Raw genomic sequence first — 23,694 nt, forward strand, 5'->3', positions numbered from 1 at the left:
ATTAGTTTGTCAAGTATTTATTATAAATTATAATGAAGTTATATATATCAAATTCCCTAACTACTATAGTGACTTAATCTTATAATAACACATATTATATAAAAAGATATAAATTAAAACTAAAATAATATTATCCAGGAGGTATGTGCTATGGAATCTTTCAAATCCTTCTCTGGAATTGTTGTTATGATTGATCACTTTTGGAGAGGTAACTCTGATAGAATAGGATGTAATAAATTAATTTCTGTACAAAATCCAAATAGACAATTAGTAAATTTTGTAGTATCACCAGATACTTACTTTGTAAATAGAGTAATGGTGAATATAGGAGATAGAGTAAATGTGTTTTATGATGCAAATCAGCCTACTCCTCTAATTTTCCCACCACAATTACAAGCAGTGGTTATTAGTAAACCTTCACAACTTCAAAATGTAAAAGTAGATTATTTTGATAGAAATTTAATAAGTAGTGATGGGACATTACAATTAAATATTTCTCCTTCTACTCAAATAATGTTAGAAAATGGGCAGGTATTTTTAGGCGATATTAAAAACCGAAATCTAATTGTTGTATATGGTCCCAAAACAAAAAGTATCCCACCCCAAACTACACCATATAAAGTTATTGTCATGTGTTAATATATAAGATAAGAACTGACATGTCAGTTCTTATCTTATATATATTATTTACTTCTCTTCATATCCCTTAGGATTTTCACTTTGCCATCTCCATGAATCCCTACACATATCTTCTAATGACTTTTCACTAGACCAATCTAATTCTTTTTTTGCCTTTTGTGGATCTGCAAAACAAGTTGCAATATCTCCTGCTCTTCTATCTTTAATATCATAAGGAATTTTTGCTCCTGTAGCCTTTTCAAAATTCTTTACTACATCAAGTACACTATATCCCTTTCCTGTACCTAAATTATATGCATCTACTCCTGTTGTATTTAATGCTTTTTCAAGTGCTTTTATATGGCCTTTGGCTAAATCTACTACATGTATATAATCTCTTACTCCTGTTCCATCATGAGTATTGTAATCATTACCAAAAATGGATAATTTTTCTCTTTTACCTACTGCAACCTGAGTAATATAAGGCATCAAATTATTTGGTATTCCAGTTGGATCTTCACCTATTCTACCAGATTCATGAGCTCCTATTGGATTGAAGTATCTAAGAAGAGATATGCTCCAATCTTTATCTGATACATAAACATCCCTTAATATTTGTTCTATCATTAGTTTTGTACTACCATATGGATTTGTTGTACTAAGTGGTAAATCTTCTGTTAAAGGAGATTCATTATTCATACCATATACTGTAGCTGATGAGCTAAATACCATGTTTTTCACATCATATTTATCCATAAGTTCACAAAGAATAAGAGTTCCTGTTATATTGTTATGATAATATTTTAATGGTATTTCTACTGATTCTCCTACTGCTTTAAGTCCTGCAAAATGAATTACTGAACTTATTTCATTTTCCTGAAATACCTTTTCTAAATTTTCTCTATCTAATAAATCTACTTCATAAAAATCAAAATCTTTATTTGTAAGTTCTTTAATTCTCTTTAAAACTTCAGGTTTGCTATTAGAATAATTGTCTACTATTACAACTTCATAACCATCATTTAATAACTCAACAACTGTATGGCTTCCTATATAACCTGCTCCTCCTGTTACTAATACTTTCATATTATCCCTCCAAAATTATTATCTATATATATAATACCATAATTTTAATATATAATTAAAAAAAGATAGTTAGAAAAATTATAACTATCTTTTTTTATGTAAATTCCAACCTATAACTGCTGCTCCTAAAGCTCCAATTATTTGTGTATCTTCTGTTGAAAATATTCTTTGTTTTAATTTAGTTTCTAATATATTTTTAAGATTTTTACTTTTTGCAACTCCACCAGTAAATGCAATTTTCTCATTAATATTAACTCTATTTAATAAAGAACATGCTTTATCAGCAATAGAATAAAGTATTCCAGTGGCTATTTGTTCTTTTGGTTTACCTTGAGCTAAAAGACTTATTATTTCTGATTCAGCAAAAACAGTACACATACTACTTATATTGACAGGTTTTTCATTTCTACAAAAGTCATCAATATCATCTACATCTATTCCCAAATTATTCAAAGTCACTTCAAGAAATTTCCCTGTACCTGCTGCACATTTATCATTCATTATGAAATTTACTACGTTTCCATTGGAGTCTAAACTTATAACTTTACTATCTTGTCCTCCAATATCCAATATTGTTCTGATATTAGAATTTAAACTATATGCTCCTTTAGCATGACAGCTTATTTCAGTTATAGTTTTGTCAGCAAAATCCATGGAAATTCTACCATAGCCTGTCCCGATTATTTTAGAAATATCATCTTTACAAAGATTATTTCTATCAATCAGTATTTCAAATGCATTTTTTGATGATGATTTAGGACTCCATCCAGTAGGTATTATTAATGTATCTATTATATTGCCATTATATAATACAGCCTTTGTAGCCACAGAACCAGTATCTATCCCTATACTATACAAATAACCACCTCTATTTAAACCAATTTCTAGACTTTTTCTCTATAGTATGAATCCCACTTACTTCTATATCCTTATTTTCTTCTATAATTTCTTCTATTAAATGTCGTAATTCTGGATCTATAATTATAGATATACCACAACATTTACTTAAACTTCTAGGAGTAGGTGAAATAATATATTTTATAGATTTCTCTTTTAATTTTTTCTCGAGTGCTAAACCATCACTATGTGAAGGAAAAAGTATATAAGTTTGTTTTCTCAAAACATCACCTTTATATCGCTAACTCTTTATTCATACTTATCATTTCAAAGAAAGCCTCAAGTCTAGTATTAATCTGACCTGCATCTTGCATACTATAGTCACTTTCTATCATCATTACTGGTATACCTTCTTTATCTAATGCATCTTTAACCTTTTTATATTCAATAGCATAAGTATGACAGAAAGGAAGAGAATTATATATTACTCCATCTGCATTATATTCTTTATATAATCTAATAATATCTTCTATTCTGCCTTCATTTGGGCTAAAACATGCACAATTTATCCCCATATATCTATCTGAAAGTGCTTTAAGTCCACTATCTAAATCTGTTATATTCTCATCTACAAGTCTTTCAAAATATTTTGTACCAGTACATGCCTCTTCACAAACTACTGCTCCCCCACTAGTTTCAATTAAATGATGCATCTTCCAGTTTGGTATAGCCATTGGTGTACCTGTAAGTAATATTCTTGGAGTATCATCTTTAAATACTGATATATTTTTCTCTATTCTTTCTTCTAATTCATCACAAAGTTCATTTGTTTTTTCTATGAATCTATTTGGATCATCATAAAAAGCTACTTGAGTTATTAAAAGAGCATCCTTACCACTAATAGGTAGTTTTTCTGACTTTCTTGCATCATATAATCTTTGTAATACTCTTCTTTTATCATTAACAAGTTTTATTTTTTCTTTTAAACTTTCCAAAGTAACTTTATTTCCAGTTAAATCCTCAACTTTTTCCTTAAAAATATTTATTTCTTCTTTAAAATGGTCATAATCTTTTTCTCTTTTCATTTGTGGTAAATCCATGACATGCATTGGTGTATATTCACCTAGTATTTCCCAAGCTTTTTTCTTGCCATCACAAGTAGTCTCACCTACAAGCATATCAGCAGATTGAAAATATGGACATGTTCCACTTAATTTAGCACCTACTGAAGCTTTTATAAGAGGACACATATTTCTTGGTAAAACCTTTTCACCATCAGGAACCCAAAAATCAGACCCACCACATAATCCAACTCCTATCCCATCTGCAGCCATTATAACCTCATCTGGAACAAACACACAAAAACTTCCGAAAACTTTTCCTCCATCTTTTCTATGCTCATTCAACTCTTTTATTCTTAGACCATGAATTTCAGATACTACAAAATTAAAATAATTCATACCTTCTGCTCTATTTTCTTGTGTCATGTAAATATCCCCATAAAATTCTGGCAATACTTCACATAATTGATCATGCTTTTCTAAATCCATATCTAATGAATCCCATAGTTCTCTGTAATCTGCCATTTCATTTCCCCCTATATTATATAATCTATTCAGATTATATAATATTTAAGAAAATTAATTAACAATTATTCATAACTTTGATACTTAAAATACAAAGTATTTATTTTATCTATACTCTAAATCATCTTCATCCAAAATACTACTAACATTATAGATATTGAATTTTTCTCTTATTTCTGGATATGTCATAAAAAAACTAACTAATTTTTCTATTGATCTTATTGTATCAATACACAAGTAATGCTCCATTGCTTCTGCTTCTGCTTTTTCATCACATGAAGAACCTATAATATCCACAAATTCTCTTAGAATTCTATTTCTTTCAACTAAAAATTTTCCTTTTCTCTCTCCTTTTTCTAATACTTCAATTTTTTCATAAGGTTCATATTTTATATAATTTAGCTCTTTTAGTTTTTTCAGTCCCTTAACAACTGAAGGCATAGATACATTTAATGTATCAGCAATATCCTTATTTCTAATATCTTTTTCTTTTAATGATAATCTATACACTTCTTCTAAATAGTCCTCTAAACTAGGTGACAACATATAATCATTCCTTTACTATAAATTAATTTAAATATCATTAATATTTATTATACCCATTTTAATATGATTATTATATAAAGAAATTAGGGGGTTAAATCTTGCAAGTATTAAATATTATAATAATCTCTATAGCATTGGCACTTGATGCATCTGGTATAGCTTTTTCTATAGGTATAGATAGAAGACTAAAGAGATATGATAAACTTTTCTTTATATTTAGTTTTGGTTTTTTTCAATTTCTTTTAGCATTTTTAGGAGGTTATTTTGGATGTCTATTTAATATTTATGTATTTAAACTTTCTTCTATGATGGGAGGAATAATTATAATATTAGTGGGAATTTTTATGATAAAAGAAAGTTTAGATAACAATACTAAATTAGTAAAGTTTACTTTTATAATAAAAATTGCTCTAAGTATTTCTGTAAGTATAGATGCTTTTGTTGTAGGGTTTTCAACTTTTAACTCTATAAATTCTATGTTTATTATATTTGATTATTCAATAATTATTGGTTTAATTACAACTTTAATGACTAGTATAGCTTTTAATATTAGTAAAAAATTATCTAAAATAAATTTTATTAAAAAATATGCTGACCTATCTTCAGGAACAATTTTAATATTATTTGGACTTAAAATGATTTTATTTTAAATATGGTTAAAATTACCTCGTTTAAAAATGTATTCATTACATAAAATATTATTGCAACATAAAAACATATGAAGGTGAGGGAAAACACATGGCTAGAAACACTTCAAACAAATTAGTAGTACCTGAAGCTCGTCAAGCTCTTAATCAAATGAAAGCTGAGATAGCTAGTGAATTAGGTATGGCTAACTATGAATCTATGGATAAAGGTAACTTAACAGCTAGAGATAATGGTTATGTTGGCGGATATATGACTAAGAAATTAGTTGAGCAAGCTCAAAGAAACATGAGTGGAAAATAATAACTTATAAACATACTAAAAGATAGGTGAATATTCACCTATCTTTTTTATTATTCACCAGGAGTAAATGTTCTTGATCCTAGTTCTTTATTTAACATAAATAATCCTTGTGGACTATCTCCTATTCTTTCTAATTTTGCTATTATAGTTTTCATAGTAGCTTCTTCTTCTACTTGTTCATCTACAAACCAATTTAGAAAACTTATAGTAGCATAATCATTTTCTTCATGAGCTAATTTCATTAAATTATTAATTCTTTCTGTAACTTTTTTTTCATGTGCAAGTGCAGTTTCAAATGCGTCTTTTATTGATGAAAATTCATTTTTAGGTTCTTCCATTGAGCTTATTTTTACTCTACCATCTCTATCATTGATATAATCATAGAACTTTCTTGCATGGAATCTTTCTTCATCTGCTTGAACCATAAAGAAGTTTTCAATTCCTTCAAAATCTTCGTCTGCACAATATGCACCCATTGCTAAATAATAATTTGCTGATTCATATTCAAAATTCAATTGTTCATTTAAAGCTTTTAACATTTTTTCTGATGCCATTTGTAATTCCTCCTTGAAATAATTTTTTTATTATTACCAATTATATGTATACCCAAAATATTGGGTGTAACTCTAGATATTAGTATAACATATTATTTGAAAAACATTAAGTTATTCCATTAATATTATATTTAGCTTTCTATACATTTCATAATTTATAAAATGTGTGGACTCAAGATTATTATCTTTTTTAAAATTAAGTACAGCAATTTTCATTGTTTCACCATATATTCCATCATTTGTTCCCTTGTAATAGCCTTTTAATTTTAATCTTTTTTGTACTTCCAATACATCTCTTCCTCTATCTCCTGGTTTTAAAATTCTAAAACCGTCTCCAAAAATTCCATATTGTCCTTTATTTATAGTTACTCTAGTATTGTAATTTACTATATCATACAATTCCTCTATATCTCTATTATTCATCCTAATACACCCATGAGATGAATCTAGTCCAATAGATTTTGGTTTATTTGTTCCATGAATTCCATAAATACCCCATGGTACGTTTAGTCTCATCCAACGAGAGCCAAAACCACCACTCCATACTGCTTTTTCTACTATTCTAAAATTACCTAAAGGTGTGGGAGTATTTTCTTTGCCTGTAGCTACTGTATATTTTTTCAATACATCTTTAGTGTCTAAATCTATAACTTTTAGTTCTTTACTATCTATGTTAATAAGTATCCATAAATTATCATAGTCGGTATTATTATGATTATACACTTGATAATTTTCTATAATTTCCATCCCTACCTTATATGTAATTTTATTTCCTAATATTATTACAATAAGCAGACAAAAAATAGCTACTATGATATGGTATCCACCTTTAAACAATAAAATCCCTCCCGTATATAAAATATATGCAAGAGGGAAATATTTTATTTTATCCTGAATAATTTATTTGAATTTTTAAGAGTTTTGTCATAATAAACAATTTAATTGAATCCAAACAGCTTAAGCAATTTCTCCCAAAAATTCAAAGTCTCTTTTGGTTCTTCATCAGCTTTATCTATTTCTTCTATTTTAATAGGCTCTGTTTTAATTACAAATTGTACAGATTTTATATTATCATTCTTTTTTGAAACAAATGAAGTTGTTTTACTTTTATTACTAGTAATTTTTGATTGTATATTATCAATTTGATCATTAACTTCATTATCCATATTAGATGTCTCTTCTTTAAGTTCATTTGTGCCTTTTGATAACTCTACTGTACCATTATATACATCATTTACTCCATTCATTAAATCTCTTGTCTTATCATAAAACTTATTAGTACCATTTGTTAAATCTCTACTTCCAGATGATAGTCTATTTACACCCTTAACAATTTCAGAATACCCATTAACTATTTCTGAAAGTCCATTTGTGTATTCATTAATACCACTATCAAAAACTGTATATTTTTCTACTAGAGTATCTATTCCATCTGATAGTTTTGTCATGTCAACTAACATACTATTAAGTCTATGACTTAGTTCTATAATTGCTCCATCAAATTCTTCATATTGAGATTTTAAAATTTTAGATCCATCAGATATCTCAGATATAGATTCAGAAACTCCATTTAGATAATTTTCTGTTCCATAAATAGCTGAATTATTTCCATTAAGTAAATTAACAATGTTAGTAAGCTGATCAATTTGATTCTTGAGCTGTTTTGCTTGTTCACCATATTCTGGATTGACTTTAATGTTATTATAAGATTTTCTTAGTGACTCAATTTGTGTATTCAATTTATTAATTGTTTCTGTATTACTTGACTTCAATACATCTATATTTAACCCATTACTTTTCATAACACCTTTATATTGATTATAATTGACACCAGATTTGAGTGACTGTATACCTGAATTAATATCATTTATACCTTTTTTTATACTTGATGAAGCATTTATCAAGTCTTCAATATCTTCAGTGCTAGTTGATACTTTAGACAATTTTTCTTGAATATCTAAAAGTGCATATTTTACCTGTTCAGAACCTTTTACAAGAGAAGATGATTTATCATTTAATTTGTTAAGTCCTCCTTGAACTTGAATAATTCCATTTTTAAGTGAGTTAACACCATTATCCAAATCATATGAACCTTTTTTCAAATCTTTAGTAGCAGATTCTAGCTTGTCAGTACCATCATTTACATTCGAAGATCCATCTCTTAAATGATCTGCACCATTATTAAGTTTTTCTATTGCTTCTGTTAGTTCATTAATATTATCCATTATTTCACTATCATCTATATCAGTGTTAATATTTAATTGAATACCATTTATATTTATAGCATCCATTTCAAAATCAGTAACATCTGCAGCTACAGAAATATCTGCCCCTTGTCCTGGAAGAATTGTATATGTTAATTTTTTATCCTTCCCTATATTAGCAATTGTTGCTCCTTTTGCTTTGATATTACTATATTTTGATGTATCTAATGTCAACTCAGTCTGTAAAGCATAATTCTCATAAAATATTTTATTAAACTCTTTATTTTGTCTGATAACCATATCTATCTTAAGATAACCTGATTTACCAGCAAGTTTCTCTGCAGTATATTCTTTACCATCTAAATAATATTTAATAGAAATATTCCATGGCAGTGTATTTCTTTTAAGCTTCCCCTCGTAATAAAGCTTTTTATTATTATTTAATACAGTAATTTTATTATCTTCCATATTAATTTTTTCTTTAGAAGTCATATTACGAATACTAGAGTAATCTCCATAATCAACAATTTTACCTTTTTGATCAAATATATTCACAACATAAACCCCATCAATTTCACCATTAGTATCAAGCATGGCATAAACTACTTCCTCTTTACCTTTATAATCTACTGCTAAAGAAGTAGAAACCATAGAAAAAATTAAAATAACAACAATTAACAAGATAAATGAAGGTTTTTTCATAGAAAAATATAAATTTAATTTCATTTTTTTACTCCTTTCTAAAAAACTTAACTCCTATAGTAGTTCTTTCAATAAATGTATCTAATAAATATAACAAACCTGGCAATACAAAAAATACTACAGTCATGGACATAAGTGTTCCACGTCCTATTAATAACCCAAGTTCTTGTAAAACTCCATGTGATGTAATATAAGCAAGTAAATAACCAACAATTACTAAAGCAGTACCAGATGTAAGTATTGATACTGTAACTGAGGATATAGTTTGTTGTATAGCTTTTTGTTTTACAATTTCGGATCTAAATTCAAGGTAACGATTAGTCATTAATATTGCATAGTCTACTGTAGAACCTAATTGTATAGAACCTACAATTAGATAAGCAAGATAAAACAGTATAGAATTTGAAAAATATGAAATAGATAAATTTATCCATATTGCTGTTTCAATTCCAAGAACAAGGATAATTGGTATTGCTAAAGACCTAAAAGTTAATAGTAATACAAAGAATATAGCTACAATTGCAATTAAATTTACACGGATATTATCATCTGTTATTGTATCTTTCAAATCATAAGTACTTACACTTTCTCCAGCAAGATACCATTCATTAGGATAATAGTCTTCTGCTGTCTTTCGGATTTCTTTAACTACTTTAAATGCTTTTTCACCTTCATACTGAGTTCCAACTTTCAATATCATGCGACTATATTTTTCAGAAACAAAATTTTCAAGGGTATTTTCATCTAAATACTCATAAGGAACCTCAGCTCCGACATTATCAACATAAGATATGATATTATTTACTTTTGTAATATCTTTTAAATCATCACTAAGATTTTTCTCATTAGCTGTATCTCCACGTGGTACCATTAACACCATTGTATTAGCCTTTCCAAAAATATCATTTATTTTTTCTGTATCTTTACCTAATTGAGTTGATTTATCAAATATATGCTCAGAGCCATAATAAAAACTATTATGTGTTTGTGCAAGATATGCTGGAACAACTATCATACAAAAAATAATCACCATAGGAATCATGACTTTTCTAACTAATATTCCAAATTTATTAAATTCAGGTAATAAAGGACGATGTCTTGTTTTTTCAAATACCTTATAAGTCAATAAAACCAAAACAGGTAGTAATGTGAATACAGTCAATATACTAAAACCAATCCCTTTAGCAAGAGATAATCCCAAATCAGGTCCAATTTTAAACCTCATTAAAATTAATGCTGCAAATCCTATTATAGTAGTAATACCACTGGATAAAATAGATCCAATAGATTTATATAAGGCTTGTAACATAGCTTCTTCAGCACTTAATCCTTGTTTGCGAAATTCCTCAAAACGATGCAATAAAAATACAGAATAATCAAGAGATATAGCTAACTGTAATATATTACCTGCACCATTTGTTATAAAAGATATTGTGCCAAATATAAGATTTGATCCTGAGTTAAGTAAAATAGCTACACCTATTGTAGCTAACAAAATAACAGGCTCAAACCAAGACGTAGTAGTTATAATTAAAATTAAAAAAAGTAAAGGAATAGCAATTTTTACTATTCTAGAAATCTCATTGACAGTAGATTCAGTGGCAACTGCATCATTAACTGCAGATCCTGTCATTGCATTGTCACTACCTATTAAATTACGAATAGAGTTAACTGATTCAACTCTATTCTTTTCATCAATAGTGACTGTATATAATGCATTATTATCTTTATAATAAGTCTCTATGATTTCTGAGTCTTGAGTTATAAGAGGTTTTCTAATATTTATAGAGTCATTTAGCCAAATTACATTACTGACACCATCTATATCAAGTAATTTTTCTTTATAATCTAGTGCTTCAGCAATAGTGACATTTGATATCATAACTCTAGCATTTGGAATTCCTCCTTCAAATTCATCTTCCATCACATTAATGGCCTGAGTAGATGGACTATTCTCTGGAAGATAATCATTAATATTATAATTAACCTTTACCTGCCTACTAAAAAAAATACAAAGAATGCTAAAAACTAAAAATATAAATACTATAAACTTTTTGTGATTTAACATTCTTCTAAAAAATACTTCCATATTAACACCTCACCTAATAAATCACGAATTTAAAAACATTCCTTATCTAAATTAATATTGTCTTATTAATTTTCAGATTTAATATTTAATAAACTATGCTACCTTATAATAGATTATATATACTGTTTTAAATGCTGAAAATGGATAATTCAATTGACTTTGTATAAAAACCGGACAATTATTACTTAATTGATGGTCAAATTAATTGATAAAATAACTGTTCAGTTGTATAATAAATACAAATGAGGTGATACATATTGAAGTATAAAACAACAAGTCTAATGACCAAAAGAGCCCTTGCCTCTTCACTTAAAAAATTTATGGAAAAACGACCTTTAAATAAAATTTCTGTCCGTGAAATAGTTGAAGATTGCGGTGTAAATCGAAAAACTTTTTATTATCATTTTTCAAATATATATGATTTAGTAAGATGGATGTTTGAAGAAGAAGCAATTGAAGTAGTAAAACAATATGATCTAATTACTGACTATAAAGATGCCATTCTATTTGTTATGAATTATGTAGAAAAAAATAATCATATATGTAATTGTGCTTTAGATGGGCTTGGACGGAATGAACTAAAACATTTTTTCCAAAAAGATTTTCTTTCAATTGTAGGTAATATTGTTGAACAGCTTTCTGAAAACATGGATGTTCCTTCTGATTATAAAATATTCATTATAAACTTTTATACTGAGGCACTAGCAGCTCTTTTGATTAGCTGGATTCAAGATAAAGATCACAAAGATAAAGAAGATATGGTTAAATATATTTCCATTACACTATATGAAACTATCAAGCAGGCTCTTAAAACAGCAGAAAGAGAATTATAGCTACAACATAATAGTAAAAATATTGATATTAAAATTAGTAAAAAATAAGTCTAATATAGAATATTCTATATTAGACTTATTTTCCTTTATTGTTATATATATAAGATATGTGGCATTACTCCTTGTAACTAAAAATATTTTTTTACATATTATATATTAGCTTATAAAAGAGCTATATAACTATTAAAAATAGTATACTATTTTAATTTATAAATTGAGTTCCTACGAAAGGAGATAATTGAAATGCCTCATAACTTTGGATATATGTTTAATAGAATTCTTTATGATGACTATGTTTTAGATGAATTAGAAAAGCATTCAAAAAAATATGAGAATATATCTGATAGAGACCTTATTTATGAAATAGAAAGGGTACAAAAAGAAGTTCCCAATGAAGTTAAATTGCATCATATGAAAAACTTAGAAGCATTATCCCAAATGAATACATTTTCTCAACAAAGTTCATCAGATAATCTTCCTTATCTAAAAGATTTAATAAAAGTAGATGAGAATGTTCCTAGTTCATCAAGATTAAGTAGAAGCCAATATGTTAGTGGTTCAAGTCTATTACTTTGGTTTTTATTAGTAGTTGCTCTCTATAGAAGACCTTTTGGTAGAAGAGGTTTCGGTAGAAGAAAATACTATTAATTATAATAAAATGTAAAAAAAGAAGAAGCTTAAAAGCTTCTCCTTTTTTTATAGTAAATTAACAGTCTCCATACCCTCCATAGCATTGACTAAATAATACTACAAGTAATAGGAAAAAGAATAATAATTCACTATCAACTCCACAACCTCTATTATATCCAGACATTAATAATCCTCCTTTTATAGTATCTTATATTAGCTTATAAATTTATAAGCTTAATAATAATATATGAGGATTATACCTTAAAAGTTACTATTATACTTTCTATTGACTTCTCATTATTTTAAATATATCTTTTAATTTTACTCTATTACCATACATTAACGTACCCATTCTATATATTTTAGCTGCAATATATCCTACTAATAAAGTAGAAAGTGCCAATAATGTTAAAGACATTATAACTGAAATATTTGAAACACTACCCATAGAAACTCTTACAAACATAGCCATAAATGAACTAAGTGGTACAAATGAAGCTACCTTTAAAAGCATACCTTCAGTATTCTGCATTCCAAACATTGAAATCATAAATACAGCTACAAATATTATTGTAATTGGAGTTGAACTTGCACTTATATCTTCTGTACGAGATACAAGAGCTCCAAGTGCTCCATATATGAATGAATAAAAAAGATATCCTAATATACCAAAAACAGAAAATAGTAACAACACATCTGAAGGTATATCAAAGATGAAATCTAATGCACCATTCCATGATTCACTATTTAACTTATATACACCAATTGCTGTACCAAGTATTATTCCAAATTGTAATACACCTGCTATAGCACCAGCCATAACTTTTCCAAATATAAGATACGTTGTATTTGTACTTGTTACTAAAATTTCCATTGTTCTATTACTTTTTTCACTTGCAACTGATGTTGCTATAACTTGACCATAGAATATTATCATAAAATATATTCCAAATACTAATATATATGTATAAAGATAATTACTTGCACTATCTTTACCAAGTATAGTAGTATCTGATTTTATTTGAGGATTTATTAATCCTTCAACTTCATTATATTCTATATCTTTTTCATTAAATCCATTTATCCTATATGCTGTAATCAAGGCCTGCTCAAACATAGCTGAATCAGGTGTTCCTAAAAGTTCATTGTTTTTTATAACTCTTATATATTCGTTAGGAGATTTTATTATATAGCCAGATTCAATTTCTCCAGAATTTACTTTTTCTTTAAGTTGATCTTCCGATTCAATTTTTTTCAATTCCCCAGCAAAGAAATTCTCTTCTAGTATTGTACTTTTTTGAAACTCTCCGCTATTATCTACATATCCAAATTTAGCATCCTTTGTTATATCTCCACCTCCATCTCCATCTACCTCTCCTTCATCAGATGAAAATAAATCTTTGATAGTGGGTACTGATAGCCCAATAGCTAATATTAAGAGTATTATTATTGTTGAAATTATAAAAGTTTTCTTTTTTATAAGTCCTAATAATTCAAATTTAAGTACTGTAAAAAAGTTTTTCATTATTTTTCACCTACTTTCTCAACAAATATATCTTCTAATTTAGGTTTGTATGATGAAAATTCTTCTATATCAATACCTTTTTCTATAATTCTTTTCAAGAAATCATTTTTTGAACTATTATGTACAAGTTCTAATAATAAATATTTATTTCTCTTTTCAATTACTCTAACTACATCATTTATTTCTCTACTTATTACTTTATTTAATTCTTCTAATGTTAAATTACTTGCACTTATGGTAAGTCTATTATTTCCATATTCTTTTTTTATATCATCTAAATTTCCTGTAAGTACTATATTCCCCTTATCAATAAGGGCTATTTCTTTACAAAATTCTTCTACATAACCCATTTGATGTGATGAAAATATAAGTAATTTTTCACCTCTTATAAGTTCATTTATAATATCTTTTAATATTTGTGAATTAACAGGGTCAAGCCCACTAAAAGGTTCATCTAATATAATTATATCTGGATTTGTAAGAAATGTTTCTGCAAGTTGTACCTTTTGCTGATTTCCTTTTGATAATGTTTCTAAATTTTTGTTTTTATATTCGTCTACCCCTAGTCTCTTTAACCAATAAAGAGTATTTTCTTTAGCTTTAGCTTTTGTAAGACCTCTAAGTTCCCCTAAATAAACTAATTGTTCAAATACTTTTTGCTTTGGATAAAGTCCTCTTTCTTCTGGTAAATATCCAATACTTTGTTTTCTAGGGTTAAATTTATTTCCATTTAGAATTATTTCTCCTTTATTGGGATCAAATAAATTCATAATAATTCTTATTGTAGTAGTTTTTCCTGCACCATTTCTCCCAAGTAATCCTAATGCCTTCCCTTGCTCTACATTAAATGATATTCCATGTAATACTTCTTTCTTGCCAAAAGTTTTATAAATATCTTTTACTTGTAATTTCATATACTCACTTCCTTTAATTAACTTTTTCTATAATCTTTTATATCAAAACCACCAAAAAGTACAATACAGTTAACTCTCAATTTTGGTAAGTTTTTATTTCCTTTGTTTCTAGTTTCATTATCCCATCCACCAAAAAGTGGCAATCCTTTAACTTCTACATTCCAACCTTCTGGCACAAATATATCTAATCCACCAAAGGCAATAAACAAATCTATTGTCGCTAACTTATCATTATTTATAGCAGCTTCTCTTAAATCTAAATCTATTCCACCAAATAATACAGTTGCAGAACCTCCTTTAAAATTATTTGAAGTATTTTTTAAATTTAATCCAGAAAATATCGCAATCGGTCTTACAATATCTTGATCCTCTTTGTTCCATTTATCTTTAGGTGAAATTATTAAACTTATACCAATAATTATAATGATAACTGGCCAGAATTCCAAATAATTAAATACATCAAACAAATCTAAATTTTTAAGTTGAAATAATATACCTATAGTTAAGACTATAGCTCCCCCTACCTTTGAGGATTTATTAGTAATTAAACTAAATAATCCTGACCCTATTAAAACTATAGGCCAATAAGTAAAAATAAAATTACCTATATCTAAGTCTAAAATATCATTAGAGTTTAGAAATAATACTATTCCTATTAAAATAATTATAACACCTATTATCTTTCTATTCATACCCTCACCTCTTAATTTTATTTTTAATTTTAATTAATACTATTCTATTTTCTCTAATCTTTTATCAATATTTTCTAAAAGATCTTTTGGGTAACCAATAAATTTTAATATTTTAACAGCATTTCTTGTGGGAGATATACCTTTTCTAAGTTTATAATCAAATTCCATTCCTTCATCTGTCATATTTTCCATGAAATAATATCTTATGTAATTATGTATAAGTGGAATTAAATTTAAATCATGTGTTGCAACAACAGTAAATGCATTTTGTTTGTCAATATAGTTCAATATTTCAGCTGCTGCATTTATCCTTTCAACTGGATTTGTACCTTTAAATATTTCATCAATCAAAGCAAGTGTTGTAACTTCACTTTCAGTTGAATTTATCATCCTTAATATTGCTTCTGCTTCAGCAAAGTAATAGCTTTTTCCTTCCCCAATATTATCTTGTAGACTAATAGAACTAACTACCCTATAAAATGATGATATATATTCTTTAGCTAAAACTGTATATATGGTCTGTGATAATATAACGTTTACACCTATTATTCTTAAAAATGTTGATTTACCACTCATATTTGAACCTGTTAAAACCATTCCTCCTTTTTCAAAGTTCAAATCATTTGGTATAGCATCTTCAAGAAGTGGATGAATTACATCCTTTGATTTCATTACCCTTTTTTCATCAGTAAATTCAGGTATGGTATAATACTCTAAATTATCTCTATATAATGATATTGAAACATATGCATCTATTTCACCTATCAAATTATATAATTCTATTATTTCTTTATTATATTTTTCTACCTGATCTACAATTGAAAAATAGTTTCTTTCTTTTACTAAAAATAGTATATTTATATAATCTGCAAATACATCTAAACCTTCAACAGTTGTAATCATTTTTGATTTCTTACCTATCTTTCGAGTAATTTTATATAATTCACTAATTTTTTCACAATAATCAGGAAGTCTATTCTCTAATATATTTAATAAATCACCACTTACCTTTATCATATTGCCTGTATATTCAATAGTTTCTATTTTATCTCCTATTTTTCTACCTGCACTGTAATGTAAAAACATATTGAGTGAAGATATAACTCCAAGAATTAAAATAGCATTACTTCTAAAGTTTGGAATTAAAAATATGGATACTATGCTTAAAACAGAAAATAAAGTAAATAAATTATAAATTATTTTCATTATAAAATTAGTTTCTAAACCTTCTTTTAATATATAAATAATATCATCATCTGTTCTTTCAATTCTATTTAATTGTTCGTGAACATCTCTTCTAAAATCATTATATCTATCAAATATAGATATAACCTCTCCTCTTTTCTCTAATTTTTCTTTATCATATAAAGGTTCCCTCAGAATAGAATACAATTTTTGCTCTCCTGGGGTTGTAAGGGTTCTATCAATATTTGAATATACTTTATTCATATTTAAGTCTGCCCAAGTACTATGATCTACAAAGTCATTTTCTTTTTTAATGCTATTAAACATTAATTCAATAGTTTTAAAATTTCTTTTTCTATTTATATTATATGTTAATTTCTTTTTCTTTTTAAATATATTTTTAATCTTTTTTATCATTAATTCAACTCCAATATCCCTGTTAATTATATACTTCTACATAAATATCTATTTTCCTTCTAAACTATGATATTATATTTTATTACAAAATATCAATACTCTATAAAAAAATGACAAGCATATGCTTGTCATTTTTTACATTTATCTTACATAACTTAACGGATTTCTATAATTTCCATTTACTCTAATTTCAAAGTGTAAATGTGGTCCTGTTGAATTTCCTGTACTTCCTATTCTTGCTATTGCTTGTCCTTGTTTTACAAATTGACCAGGACTAACTAAAAGAGAAGAGTTATGTGCATATAGAGAGGTTGTACCATTATCATGAGTTACCATAACAGTTTTTCCATATCCACCTTTCCAACCTGAGGAAAGAACTATACCATCTCTAGTTGCTACTACTGTAGCTCCACTTGGAGCTCCAATATCTATACCTGTATGCATTCTTACTGTCCCAAAAATAGGATGAGTTCTATTACCAAAAGGTGATGTTACCCTCTTATGCCCAGGTACTGGCCACTTATAAGCTCTTGTTGATTCAACAGGAGGCTTTGAGTTAGTGTTAGATGAATTACTATTTCCTTGATTTCCTTGGTTTTCTTTATTTGCTTGTTCTTGCTCTGCTTTTTTTCTTGCCTCTTCTTCAGCTTTTTTCTTAGCTTCTAATTTTCTTCTTGCTTCTTCCTCTAAGCTTCTAATTTCTTGAGCTATCTTCTGAGAATCTTCTTGTAATTCTTTATATTGTTCTTCGCTTACTTGAATGCTTTGATCTAATTCTTTTACTATTTTATTTTTACTTCTAGATGCTAATTCAAGTTCTTGTTTTTTCTCTTTTAATTTAACAGTTTGAAGCTTTAATTGTTTTTCCTGTGAAACTAATTTATCTTTTTTTGCCTCTACTATTTTTTTCTCTTTTTCCATTTCTTTTAAAAGTTCATGATCATTATCTGTTACTTTTCTTATTGTATCAAATGTTTCAATAAATTCGCCTATAGATTCAGCTGACAAAAGAATATGTAAATAACTTATATTGTTACCATTCTTGTACATTGCTCTCAATCTTTTGTTTACTAGTTCATTTTTAGCATCTATACTTTTTTGAGATTCTTCAATTTCTTTTTTGCTTTTTTCTATATTAGTTCTAACATTAGATATATTATTTTCTAATGCACTTATATCTGAACTTGTATTACTTATTTTAGATTCTAATTCCTGTAATTCACTTTCTACATTTTGCTTTTCTTTTTTTGTGTTATTTAAATCGTCTTTAACCTTATTAATTTCTTGTTGAGTTTTATTTAAATCATCTTTTTTACTATCTACATCAGCATAAACAAATGATGCATTAAGTAATATAGCTGCACACAAAACAGCAGATATCTTTCTGAAATTCACTGAAATTCCCCCTTAAGTAGTCTAAAATTTATATATGAAGTTTATAACGAGTATTTATATTTCATTTTTATTACATTATATCAAATTCCGAACAAATATATAACCTCTAAGTAACAAGATTATAATATTTTCCGATAAAACTATTATATAATTAATTTATAAAAATATCAAATTTAAATATTCTATGTCAAATAGTCACTATATCCCTCTAAATTTAGCACATTTTAGCTATTTAAAGTGATTTTAATGTTATAATTTAGCATAAAAATAATATAGGAATTTAGTCCTATATTATTACATAGGTATTACAATTTTTAAAACTATTAAGTTATATGTACATTAATTTATCATTTTATTTTAATTTTTTATTTTTAGTGTTATTTATATGTTTATATTTTACTTCGGAAAATATATTGTTATTTGTATCTTTAATTTTATTATCTTGAGAAGAAATTATCTTTTCAAATTCTCCTATTGTTAAAGGTTTATATTCTCTTTTAAGCTCATATCCTAATTGACCATTAGGCTCTATGGTTGCACTTTTAATATAATCTATTTGTGAGACCCCCTGTTGCCTAAGCCTCATTTCTAATTGATCTACAGTTAACCTTAATTTCTTTAAATTATCTACATCAATATTTCCATTATCAATTACAATAAGTGATTTACCTGTAATTAACTTTTCCATAAAGTTTAACTTAATTTGTAAAAACTCTAATATTATAGTAAATATTACAAATATACCTGCTATAATAACTGTTCTTGTTACACTTTTTTCTGCTATAGGTTGAACTATCAAAGAACCTATGGAAATCATTATAATTGTATGAGCTATAGTCATTTGAGAAATTGACTTTCTACCTGATATTCTTAAGAAAAACACACCTGAAATTAATAATATTAATGCATTCCATATAAAATCCATAAAAACACCTCCATATACATATATAGTTTACGAAGGTTTTATATATTTATTCAATATTTTTTGCTATATTATATCCTTGATTAAAACGAAACTCACAAAATTTTTCTTCAAATCTCAATGTATCTCCTGGCTCAAACTCTGTAGTTGGTTCTATTACTGTAATATCTTCTTTATCATAATAGTCTAGTATATACTCTGGAATTTGATAATCTTTTTTAAATTGTATTATAAATAATCTATCTACCTTATTTTTAATAAAGACTTCTAAAAAATTATTGTTTAATATTCCACCATCTAAATTATACCCATCATAGCTACCTTTTTTTAGTTCTTCTTTAAATTGTTCAAAAATTATACTTGAGTTAAAATTTTTAATTGCTTCATTAAGATGTATATTAATTGGACCTATATATGGAAGAAGGGAACTATATTTTATAGTATCTAAAACTTCTTTTTTAGAAATTTTTGATATGTTTTTAACTACATGATTAGGTACACCATTTTTTATATTTATATAATTTACATAAAAGTCTTTTATATCTTCATTTCTACCTTTAAGTTTACTAAGCTTTTCTATGAATACTTTATTTTCAATCACCTTATCTTTTATCACTTGGTCATTTATTTCCTTTTGATCTATTGAAAGCCATGTTTGTTTTAACTTTTCTATATTGTCTGTATATATGTAATATCCATTAATTGATCCTATGGAAGTTCCAGAAATTATATTAAATTTTATACCTCTTTCTTTTAATCCATAAATTACTCCAGCTTGAAAAGCGCCTTTTGCTCCTCCGCCTTGTAAATAAACTCCATTCATTATATACGCCTCCACATTGAAAATATTTACAATTATAAATTTATCATATATAATCATTAAAGACAAATATTCTATTTTAAATGTGTATTAAACATAACTTAGGGTAATATTAAAATGATTATAGTTATAACGAAAGGGTGTATTATTTGCCAAATAATGATTATGAAATAAAAAGTTCAATTTTCCCAATTATACTTTTAGTAATTGGATTTTTATTAGCAGGTATGCTTTTTTTAGGATTCTCAGAAATTGCAGGTGAAGTTATTGAAAAAGAAGTAAAAAATTTTGATAGTAGAATAATAGATTTTTTCACATCAAATTCTTCTGATTTTCTAGATAACTTCTTTACCATCGTAACTGAATTAGGCTCAGTTTGGTTTTTAGCTACTTTAACTATAATTATATCTGGGATATTTTTATTTAGAAATAAAGATAAATTAAATATTCTATTCCTTATAATTTCTGTAGCAGGTGGAGGACTTTTAATAAAGTTACTTAAAAATATATTTAAGAGAGAAAGACCTTCAATCATACCTGAAATAGATGCGGTAGGTTATAGTTTCCCAAGTGGACATGCAATGGGCTCAATAATTTTTTATGGTTTTTTAATTTATTTAGTTGTTAAAAGTAAATTCTCTAAAAAATTCAAATGGATTTTTTCTATAATATTTACAATTACTTTTATTATTATAGGTACTAGTCGTATTTACCTAGGAGCACATTTCCCTTCTGACGTAATTGCTGGTCAGCTTTCAGGGGCTTTTTGGTTAATTATATGTATAGTATCACTTGAATGGATAAAATGGCATATAAGACATAATATAAGGCCAGTGGATAATATTCGTAAAATCTTTAAATAAATCATAAAAGGTGATCAAATATTTGATCACCTTTTATGATTTTAAATTTTTCAATTTATTGTTATATTCTTCTTCACTTATTTCTCCAGATGCATATCTTTCTTTTAAAATATCTATTGCTCTATTTGAGTTATTATTTCTAGAGTTATTTATAAACATTTTTACTAAAACTAATACCACTATAACTATTATAATTAGTTTAATAATATCATAGATAATAAACCAACTACTTAATCTTGAGCCAAGATTCATCATATCATGCAATCCAGTATCCATAAATCCATCCATTTTATTCCCCACCTCAATCCTTTAATATTTCATCTCTACATATAATATAGTATTTAATTTTAGATGAAATATGAGTTTTATTTTTGATTTCTTATTTCTATTAACTTAACTATATCACTCCATAAGTTCATATCTTCAATATGTTCTTTTTTAAAACCTGCTTTTTTTAGATTATTTATTGTTCTTCTGTTAATATTTGCACCCCAAATATTAACAGGTATAAAATTTATTATATCCATAAATCCTCCTATAACTTTTTTATCACTTCTCATATGTTCAAGCATTATTATTTTTCCATTATTTTTACATACTCTTCTAATTTCTTTTAGCCCTTTTATGGGATCAGGAACAGAACAAAATACACAAGATGTAATTACAGTATCAAAAGTGTTATCATCAAATTCCATATTTTCTGCGTCCATTTCTATTATTTTAATATTGTCTTTATTAGAATTTTTTTGTTTAGCTTTTTCTAACATCTTTTCACTAAAGTCAATACCAGTTATATTTAAATCAGATGGATAATAGTCTAAATTTTTCCCTGTGCCAATTCCTACTTCAAGTATTTTTTCACCTTCTATTTTTTCAATTAGTAACTCTCTCCATTTACCCATAGACATGCTTTCCATAGGAGATTCTAGTATATCATATATTTTTGAAATTCTATTATATCTGTTTTTGATTTTTTCACTTTTGTTTTTCAATTATTTCACCTCAGAATATTTATACCCAAAATTCAATATAAATTAAAAATCTTTTAAGTTTTTATTTTTACTCATTATTATGGATAATATGATTATTAAACTTCCTGAAAGTATAGGTATAATGTATGGCTTAATTAAGTCTAATAATACTCCAGAAATTATTACACTTATTGGTGTCATAGCACCTCCTAATGACTCCATAGTTCCCTTCACTCTTCCCATCATTCTATCAGGAGTCATTCTTTGTATTGAAACATTAATTGGAATATTTACTAGAATCATAACGATTGAAAAAATAACCATGATTAATATATAATATATAAAATATATTTGTTTGTTTAAATTTTTCAAAACACCAATAGAAGGTATTCCCATAAGTATAATCATTAGACCCATTATAAAAGTACCAAACACTAATGTTTTAAATTTTTTTTCTCTTTCTGGAAGATTACCTATTATTATAGAAGTTATTAAAATACCTACTGAAAATGAACCTTGTATAATTCCAAATTGAGTAGAGGATAGTTTAAGTATGTCATTAATTATAAAAGGATTAATCACAGCTGTAGTAGAGTTTATTAAAAAGTTAAGAATTAAAGCAAATTTCATAATAGAATATATAGATTTTTTATTCTTTATAAATTGTAATCCCTCACTAACTTCTTTTGTTAAAGCTTTAAACCCTTTTTCAACTACTATTTCTTTATCTTCATTGGTATCACCCCTAATATTGTATTTAAAGTTAATAAAAAATTCAGAAATAGCAGATAGTATAAAAGAAATACCATTAATGATTAAAAATAATTTTAAAGGGATTAACCCATATGCTACACCACCTAATACTGGTCCCATAATACCTGCCAAAGATGTAGAAACCTGAGTGTAAGAATTTATTTTAACTAATTTTTCATCTGATACTAAATTAGGTATTGCTGCACCTATAGTTACATCAAAAAAAGTATTAACTACTGATAATAAAAAAGTAGTAATATAAATGAACACTAATTTCAAACCATATATAGATGATATAGCAACTAAACCAAGTACAATAATACCACTTAAAACATCTAAACTTACAACTATTTTCTTCCTGTCTTTTTTATCTGCTATAGAACCAGCTATGGGACTTAGAATTATTCTTGGTATCATGCTTAATAAAATACTAAGAGCAAATGAAGTGCCTGATCCAGTTGTCCTTAAAATATATAAAGAAATTGCAAAAGTGTATATATGTGTACCTAACAGAGATACTATTTTCCCTGTTAGGTATAAAAGAATATTAATTTGCTCTTTTGAATTTTTATTTTTCATTATATCAACTCCTATCAATACTTTT

Annotated in this window: 25 protein-coding genes; 6 read left to right on the forward strand and 19 right to left on the reverse strand. The window is 26.6% G+C overall.

Features of this window, described 5'->3' with window-relative positions:
• Positions 1-150 precede the first annotated feature (150 nt).
• A complete protein-coding gene (locus tag E0D94_RS12120; RefSeq protein ID WP_130807829.1) occupies positions 151-639 on the forward strand; it encodes a hypothetical protein in 489 nt (162 codons plus the stop codon).
• Between the two features lie 48 nt (positions 640-687).
• On the opposite strand, the gene galE is transcribed toward E0D94_RS12120, so the two are convergent.
• The 5 genes from galE to E0D94_RS12145 all read right to left on the reverse strand — a co-directional run bounded on the left by galE (position 688) and on the right by E0D94_RS12145 (position 4,673).
• Positions 688-1,704 (reverse strand): UDP-glucose 4-epimerase GalE, encoded by a 1,017-nt coding sequence (gene galE / locus E0D94_RS12125; protein WP_130807830.1) that lies wholly within the window; start codon positions 1,702-1,704, stop codon positions 688-690.
• Positions 1,705-1,788: 84 nt separating this feature from the next.
• Positions 1,789-2,562, reverse strand: a complete 774-nt coding sequence (locus E0D94_RS12130) for an acyl-CoA dehydratase activase (protein ID WP_130807831.1) — start codon at positions 2,560-2,562, stop codon at positions 1,789-1,791.
• A gap of 10 nt (positions 2,563-2,572) precedes the next feature.
• The gene (locus tag E0D94_RS12135) at positions 2,573-2,824 is read right to left on the reverse strand and encodes a putative Se/S carrier protein (RefSeq protein WP_130807832.1); all 252 of its coding nucleotides are present in this window, start codon (positions 2,822-2,824) and stop codon (positions 2,573-2,575) included.
• A gap of 10 nt (positions 2,825-2,834) precedes the next feature.
• Complete coding sequence (locus E0D94_RS12140; RefSeq protein ID WP_130807833.1) at positions 2,835-4,127, reverse strand: double-cubane-cluster-containing anaerobic reductase; 1,293 nt, start codon at positions 4,125-4,127, stop codon at positions 2,835-2,837.
• A gap of 105 nt (positions 4,128-4,232) precedes the next feature.
• Positions 4,233-4,673 (reverse strand): metal-dependent transcriptional regulator, encoded by a 441-nt coding sequence (locus E0D94_RS12145; RefSeq protein ID WP_130807834.1) that lies wholly within the window; start codon positions 4,671-4,673, stop codon positions 4,233-4,235.
• 98 nt (positions 4,674-4,771) lie between these two features.
• On the opposite strand from E0D94_RS12145, the gene E0D94_RS12150 reads away from it, so the two are divergent.
• Both E0D94_RS12150 and E0D94_RS12155 read left to right on the forward strand, forming a co-directional pair.
• Positions 4,772-5,323 carry a manganese efflux pump MntP gene (locus tag E0D94_RS12150; RefSeq protein WP_130807835.1) on the forward strand — a complete coding sequence of 184 codons (552 nt, stop codon included), beginning with the start codon at positions 4,772-4,774 and terminating at the stop codon, positions 5,321-5,323.
• A gap of 88 nt (positions 5,324-5,411) precedes the next feature.
• Positions 5,412-5,621 (forward strand): alpha/beta-type small acid-soluble spore protein, encoded by a 210-nt coding sequence (locus tag E0D94_RS12155; protein ID WP_130807836.1) that lies wholly within the window; start codon positions 5,412-5,414, stop codon positions 5,619-5,621.
• Positions 5,622-5,671: 50 nt separating this feature from the next.
• Here the strand turns inward: E0D94_RS12155 and E0D94_RS12160 are convergent, their stop codons facing one another.
• From E0D94_RS12160 to E0D94_RS12175, 4 genes are all read right to left on the reverse strand, one after another.
• Complete coding sequence (locus E0D94_RS12160) at positions 5,672-6,175, reverse strand: ferritin (RefSeq protein ID WP_130807837.1); 504 nt, start codon at positions 6,173-6,175, stop codon at positions 5,672-5,674.
• A 111-nt stretch (positions 6,176-6,286) separates the two neighbouring features.
• Positions 6,287-7,012, reverse strand: coding sequence for a L,D-transpeptidase family protein (locus E0D94_RS12165; protein ID WP_242620540.1), 726 nt, complete (start codon positions 7,010-7,012; stop codon positions 6,287-6,289).
• A gap of 101 nt (positions 7,013-7,113) precedes the next feature.
• Positions 7,114-9,105, reverse strand: a complete 1,992-nt coding sequence (locus E0D94_RS12170) for a YhgE/Pip domain-containing protein (protein ID WP_130807838.1) — start codon at positions 9,103-9,105, stop codon at positions 7,114-7,116.
• A gap of 4 nt (positions 9,106-9,109) precedes the next feature.
• Positions 9,110-11,170: an efflux RND transporter permease subunit gene (locus E0D94_RS12175; protein WP_130807839.1), complete on the reverse strand. Its 2,061-nt coding sequence runs from the start codon at positions 11,168-11,170 to the stop codon at positions 9,110-9,112.
• A 257-nt stretch (positions 11,171-11,427) separates the two neighbouring features.
• Here E0D94_RS12175 and E0D94_RS12180 point away from each other — a divergent pair, with 257 nt between their 5' ends.
• Both E0D94_RS12180 and E0D94_RS12185 read left to right on the forward strand, forming a co-directional pair.
• Complete coding sequence (locus E0D94_RS12180) at positions 11,428-12,003, forward strand: TetR/AcrR family transcriptional regulator C-terminal domain-containing protein (protein WP_242620541.1); 576 nt, start codon at positions 11,428-11,430, stop codon at positions 12,001-12,003.
• A gap of 243 nt (positions 12,004-12,246) precedes the next feature.
• Positions 12,247-12,651 (forward strand): hypothetical protein, encoded by a 405-nt coding sequence (locus E0D94_RS12185; RefSeq protein WP_130807840.1) that lies wholly within the window; start codon positions 12,247-12,249, stop codon positions 12,649-12,651.
• Positions 12,652-12,916: 265 nt separating this feature from the next.
• Here E0D94_RS12185 and E0D94_RS12190 read toward each other — a convergent pair whose 3' ends face one another.
• The 7 genes from E0D94_RS12190 to E0D94_RS12220 form a co-directional block, all read right to left on the reverse strand.
• Positions 12,917-14,158, reverse strand: coding sequence for an ABC transporter permease (locus E0D94_RS12190; RefSeq protein WP_130807841.1), 1,242 nt, complete (start codon positions 14,156-14,158; stop codon positions 12,917-12,919).
• Positions 14,158-15,072, reverse strand: a complete 915-nt coding sequence (locus tag E0D94_RS12195) for an ABC transporter ATP-binding protein (protein WP_130807842.1) — start codon at positions 15,070-15,072, stop codon at positions 14,158-14,160. Before E0D94_RS12195 ends, E0D94_RS12190 begins: the two co-directional genes overlap by 1 nt.
• Positions 15,073-15,089: 17 nt before the next feature.
• Positions 15,090-15,764 carry a LiaF transmembrane domain-containing protein gene (locus tag E0D94_RS12200; RefSeq protein WP_130807843.1) on the reverse strand — a complete coding sequence of 225 codons (675 nt, stop codon included), beginning with the start codon at positions 15,762-15,764 and terminating at the stop codon, positions 15,090-15,092.
• A gap of 39 nt (positions 15,765-15,803) precedes the next feature.
• The gene (locus E0D94_RS12205) at positions 15,804-17,366 is read right to left on the reverse strand and encodes a MutS-related protein (protein WP_130807844.1); all 1,563 of its coding nucleotides are present in this window, start codon (positions 17,364-17,366) and stop codon (positions 15,804-15,806) included.
• A gap of 141 nt (positions 17,367-17,507) precedes the next feature.
• Positions 17,508-18,761, reverse strand: coding sequence for a murein hydrolase activator EnvC family protein (locus E0D94_RS12210; protein ID WP_130807845.1), 1,254 nt, complete (start codon positions 18,759-18,761; stop codon positions 17,508-17,510).
• 352 nt (positions 18,762-19,113) lie between these two features.
• On the reverse strand, positions 19,114-19,686 hold the full coding sequence (locus E0D94_RS12215) for a DUF421 domain-containing protein (RefSeq protein ID WP_130807846.1): 573 nt from the start codon (positions 19,684-19,686) through the stop codon (positions 19,114-19,116).
• A gap of 46 nt (positions 19,687-19,732) precedes the next feature.
• Positions 19,733-20,506, reverse strand: coding sequence for a patatin-like phospholipase family protein (locus E0D94_RS12220; protein ID WP_165442964.1), 774 nt, complete (start codon positions 20,504-20,506; stop codon positions 19,733-19,735).
• Positions 20,507-20,652: 146 nt separating this feature from the next.
• Here E0D94_RS12220 and E0D94_RS12225 point away from each other — a divergent pair, with 146 nt between their 5' ends.
• The gene (locus E0D94_RS12225; protein ID WP_207289766.1) at positions 20,653-21,366 is read left to right on the forward strand and encodes a phosphatase PAP2 family protein; all 714 of its coding nucleotides are present in this window, start codon (positions 20,653-20,655) and stop codon (positions 21,364-21,366) included.
• A gap of 33 nt (positions 21,367-21,399) precedes the next feature.
• Here the strand turns inward: E0D94_RS12225 and E0D94_RS12230 are convergent, their stop codons facing one another.
• The 3 genes from E0D94_RS12230 to E0D94_RS12240 form a co-directional block, all read right to left on the reverse strand.
• Positions 21,400-21,654 carry an SHOCT domain-containing protein gene (locus E0D94_RS12230; RefSeq protein ID WP_130807848.1) on the reverse strand — a complete coding sequence of 85 codons (255 nt, stop codon included), beginning with the start codon at positions 21,652-21,654 and terminating at the stop codon, positions 21,400-21,402.
• 77 nt (positions 21,655-21,731) lie between these two features.
• Positions 21,732-22,358, reverse strand: coding sequence for a class I SAM-dependent methyltransferase (locus E0D94_RS12235; protein WP_130807849.1), 627 nt, complete (start codon positions 22,356-22,358; stop codon positions 21,732-21,734).
• A 42-nt stretch (positions 22,359-22,400) separates the two neighbouring features.
• Positions 22,401-23,669 carry an MFS transporter gene (locus E0D94_RS12240; protein WP_130807850.1) on the reverse strand — a complete coding sequence of 423 codons (1,269 nt, stop codon included), beginning with the start codon at positions 23,667-23,669 and terminating at the stop codon, positions 22,401-22,403.
• Positions 23,670-23,694 lie beyond the last annotated feature (25 nt).

It is taken from the genome of Senegalia massiliensis, from assembly GCF_900626135.1.
Classification (GTDB): domain Bacteria; phylum Bacillota; class Clostridia; order Tissierellales; family SIT17; genus Anaeromonas; species Anaeromonas massiliensis.

Coding starts and splice junctions, on each gene's coding strand:
- E0D94_RS12120 (WP_130807829.1), top strand. CDS start 151: ATGGAATCTTTCAAATCCTTCTCTGGAATTGTTGTTATGATTGATCAC.
- galE (WP_130807830.1), bottom strand. CDS start 1,704: ATGAAAGTATTAGTAACAGGAGGAGCAGGTTATATAGGAAGCCATACA.
- E0D94_RS12140 (WP_130807833.1), bottom strand. CDS start 4,127: ATGGCAGATTACAGAGAACTATGGGATTCATTAGATATGGATTTAGAA.
- E0D94_RS12145 (WP_130807834.1), bottom strand. CDS start 4,673: ATGTTGTCACCTAGTTTAGAGGACTATTTAGAAGAAGTGTATAGATTA.
- E0D94_RS12155 (WP_130807836.1), top strand. CDS start 5,412: ATGGCTAGAAACACTTCAAACAAATTAGTAGTACCTGAAGCTCGTCAA.
- E0D94_RS12160 (WP_130807837.1), bottom strand. CDS start 6,175: ATGGCATCAGAAAAAATGTTAAAAGCTTTAAATGAACAATTGAATTTT.
- E0D94_RS12170 (WP_130807838.1), bottom strand. CDS start 9,105: ATGAAATTAAATTTATATTTTTCTATGAAAAAACCTTCATTTATCTTG.
- E0D94_RS12175 (WP_130807839.1), bottom strand. CDS start 11,170: ATGGAAGTATTTTTTAGAAGAATGTTAAATCACAAAAAGTTTATAGTA.
- E0D94_RS12185 (WP_130807840.1), top strand. CDS start 12,247: ATGCCTCATAACTTTGGATATATGTTTAATAGAATTCTTTATGATGAC.
- E0D94_RS12190 (WP_130807841.1), bottom strand. CDS start 14,158: ATGAAAAACTTTTTTACAGTACTTAAATTTGAATTATTAGGACTTATA.
- E0D94_RS12195 (WP_130807842.1), bottom strand. CDS start 15,072: ATGAAATTACAAGTAAAAGATATTTATAAAACTTTTGGCAAGAAAGAA.
- E0D94_RS12200 (WP_130807843.1), bottom strand. CDS start 15,764: ATGAATAGAAAGATAATAGGTGTTATAATTATTTTAATAGGAATAGTA.
- E0D94_RS12205 (WP_130807844.1), bottom strand. CDS start 17,366: ATGATAAAAAAGATTAAAAATATATTTAAAAAGAAAAAGAAATTAACA.
- E0D94_RS12215 (WP_130807846.1), bottom strand. CDS start 19,686: ATGGATTTTATATGGAATGCATTAATATTATTAATTTCAGGTGTGTTT.
- E0D94_RS12220 (WP_165442964.1), bottom strand. CDS start 20,506: ATGAATGGAGTTTATTTACAAGGCGGAGGAGCAAAAGGCGCTTTTCAA.
- E0D94_RS12230 (WP_130807848.1), bottom strand. CDS start 21,654: ATGGATGGATTTATGGATACTGGATTGCATGATATGATGAATCTTGGC.
- E0D94_RS12240 (WP_130807850.1), bottom strand. CDS start 23,669: ATGAAAAATAAAAATTCAAAAGAGCAAATTAATATTCTTTTATACCTA.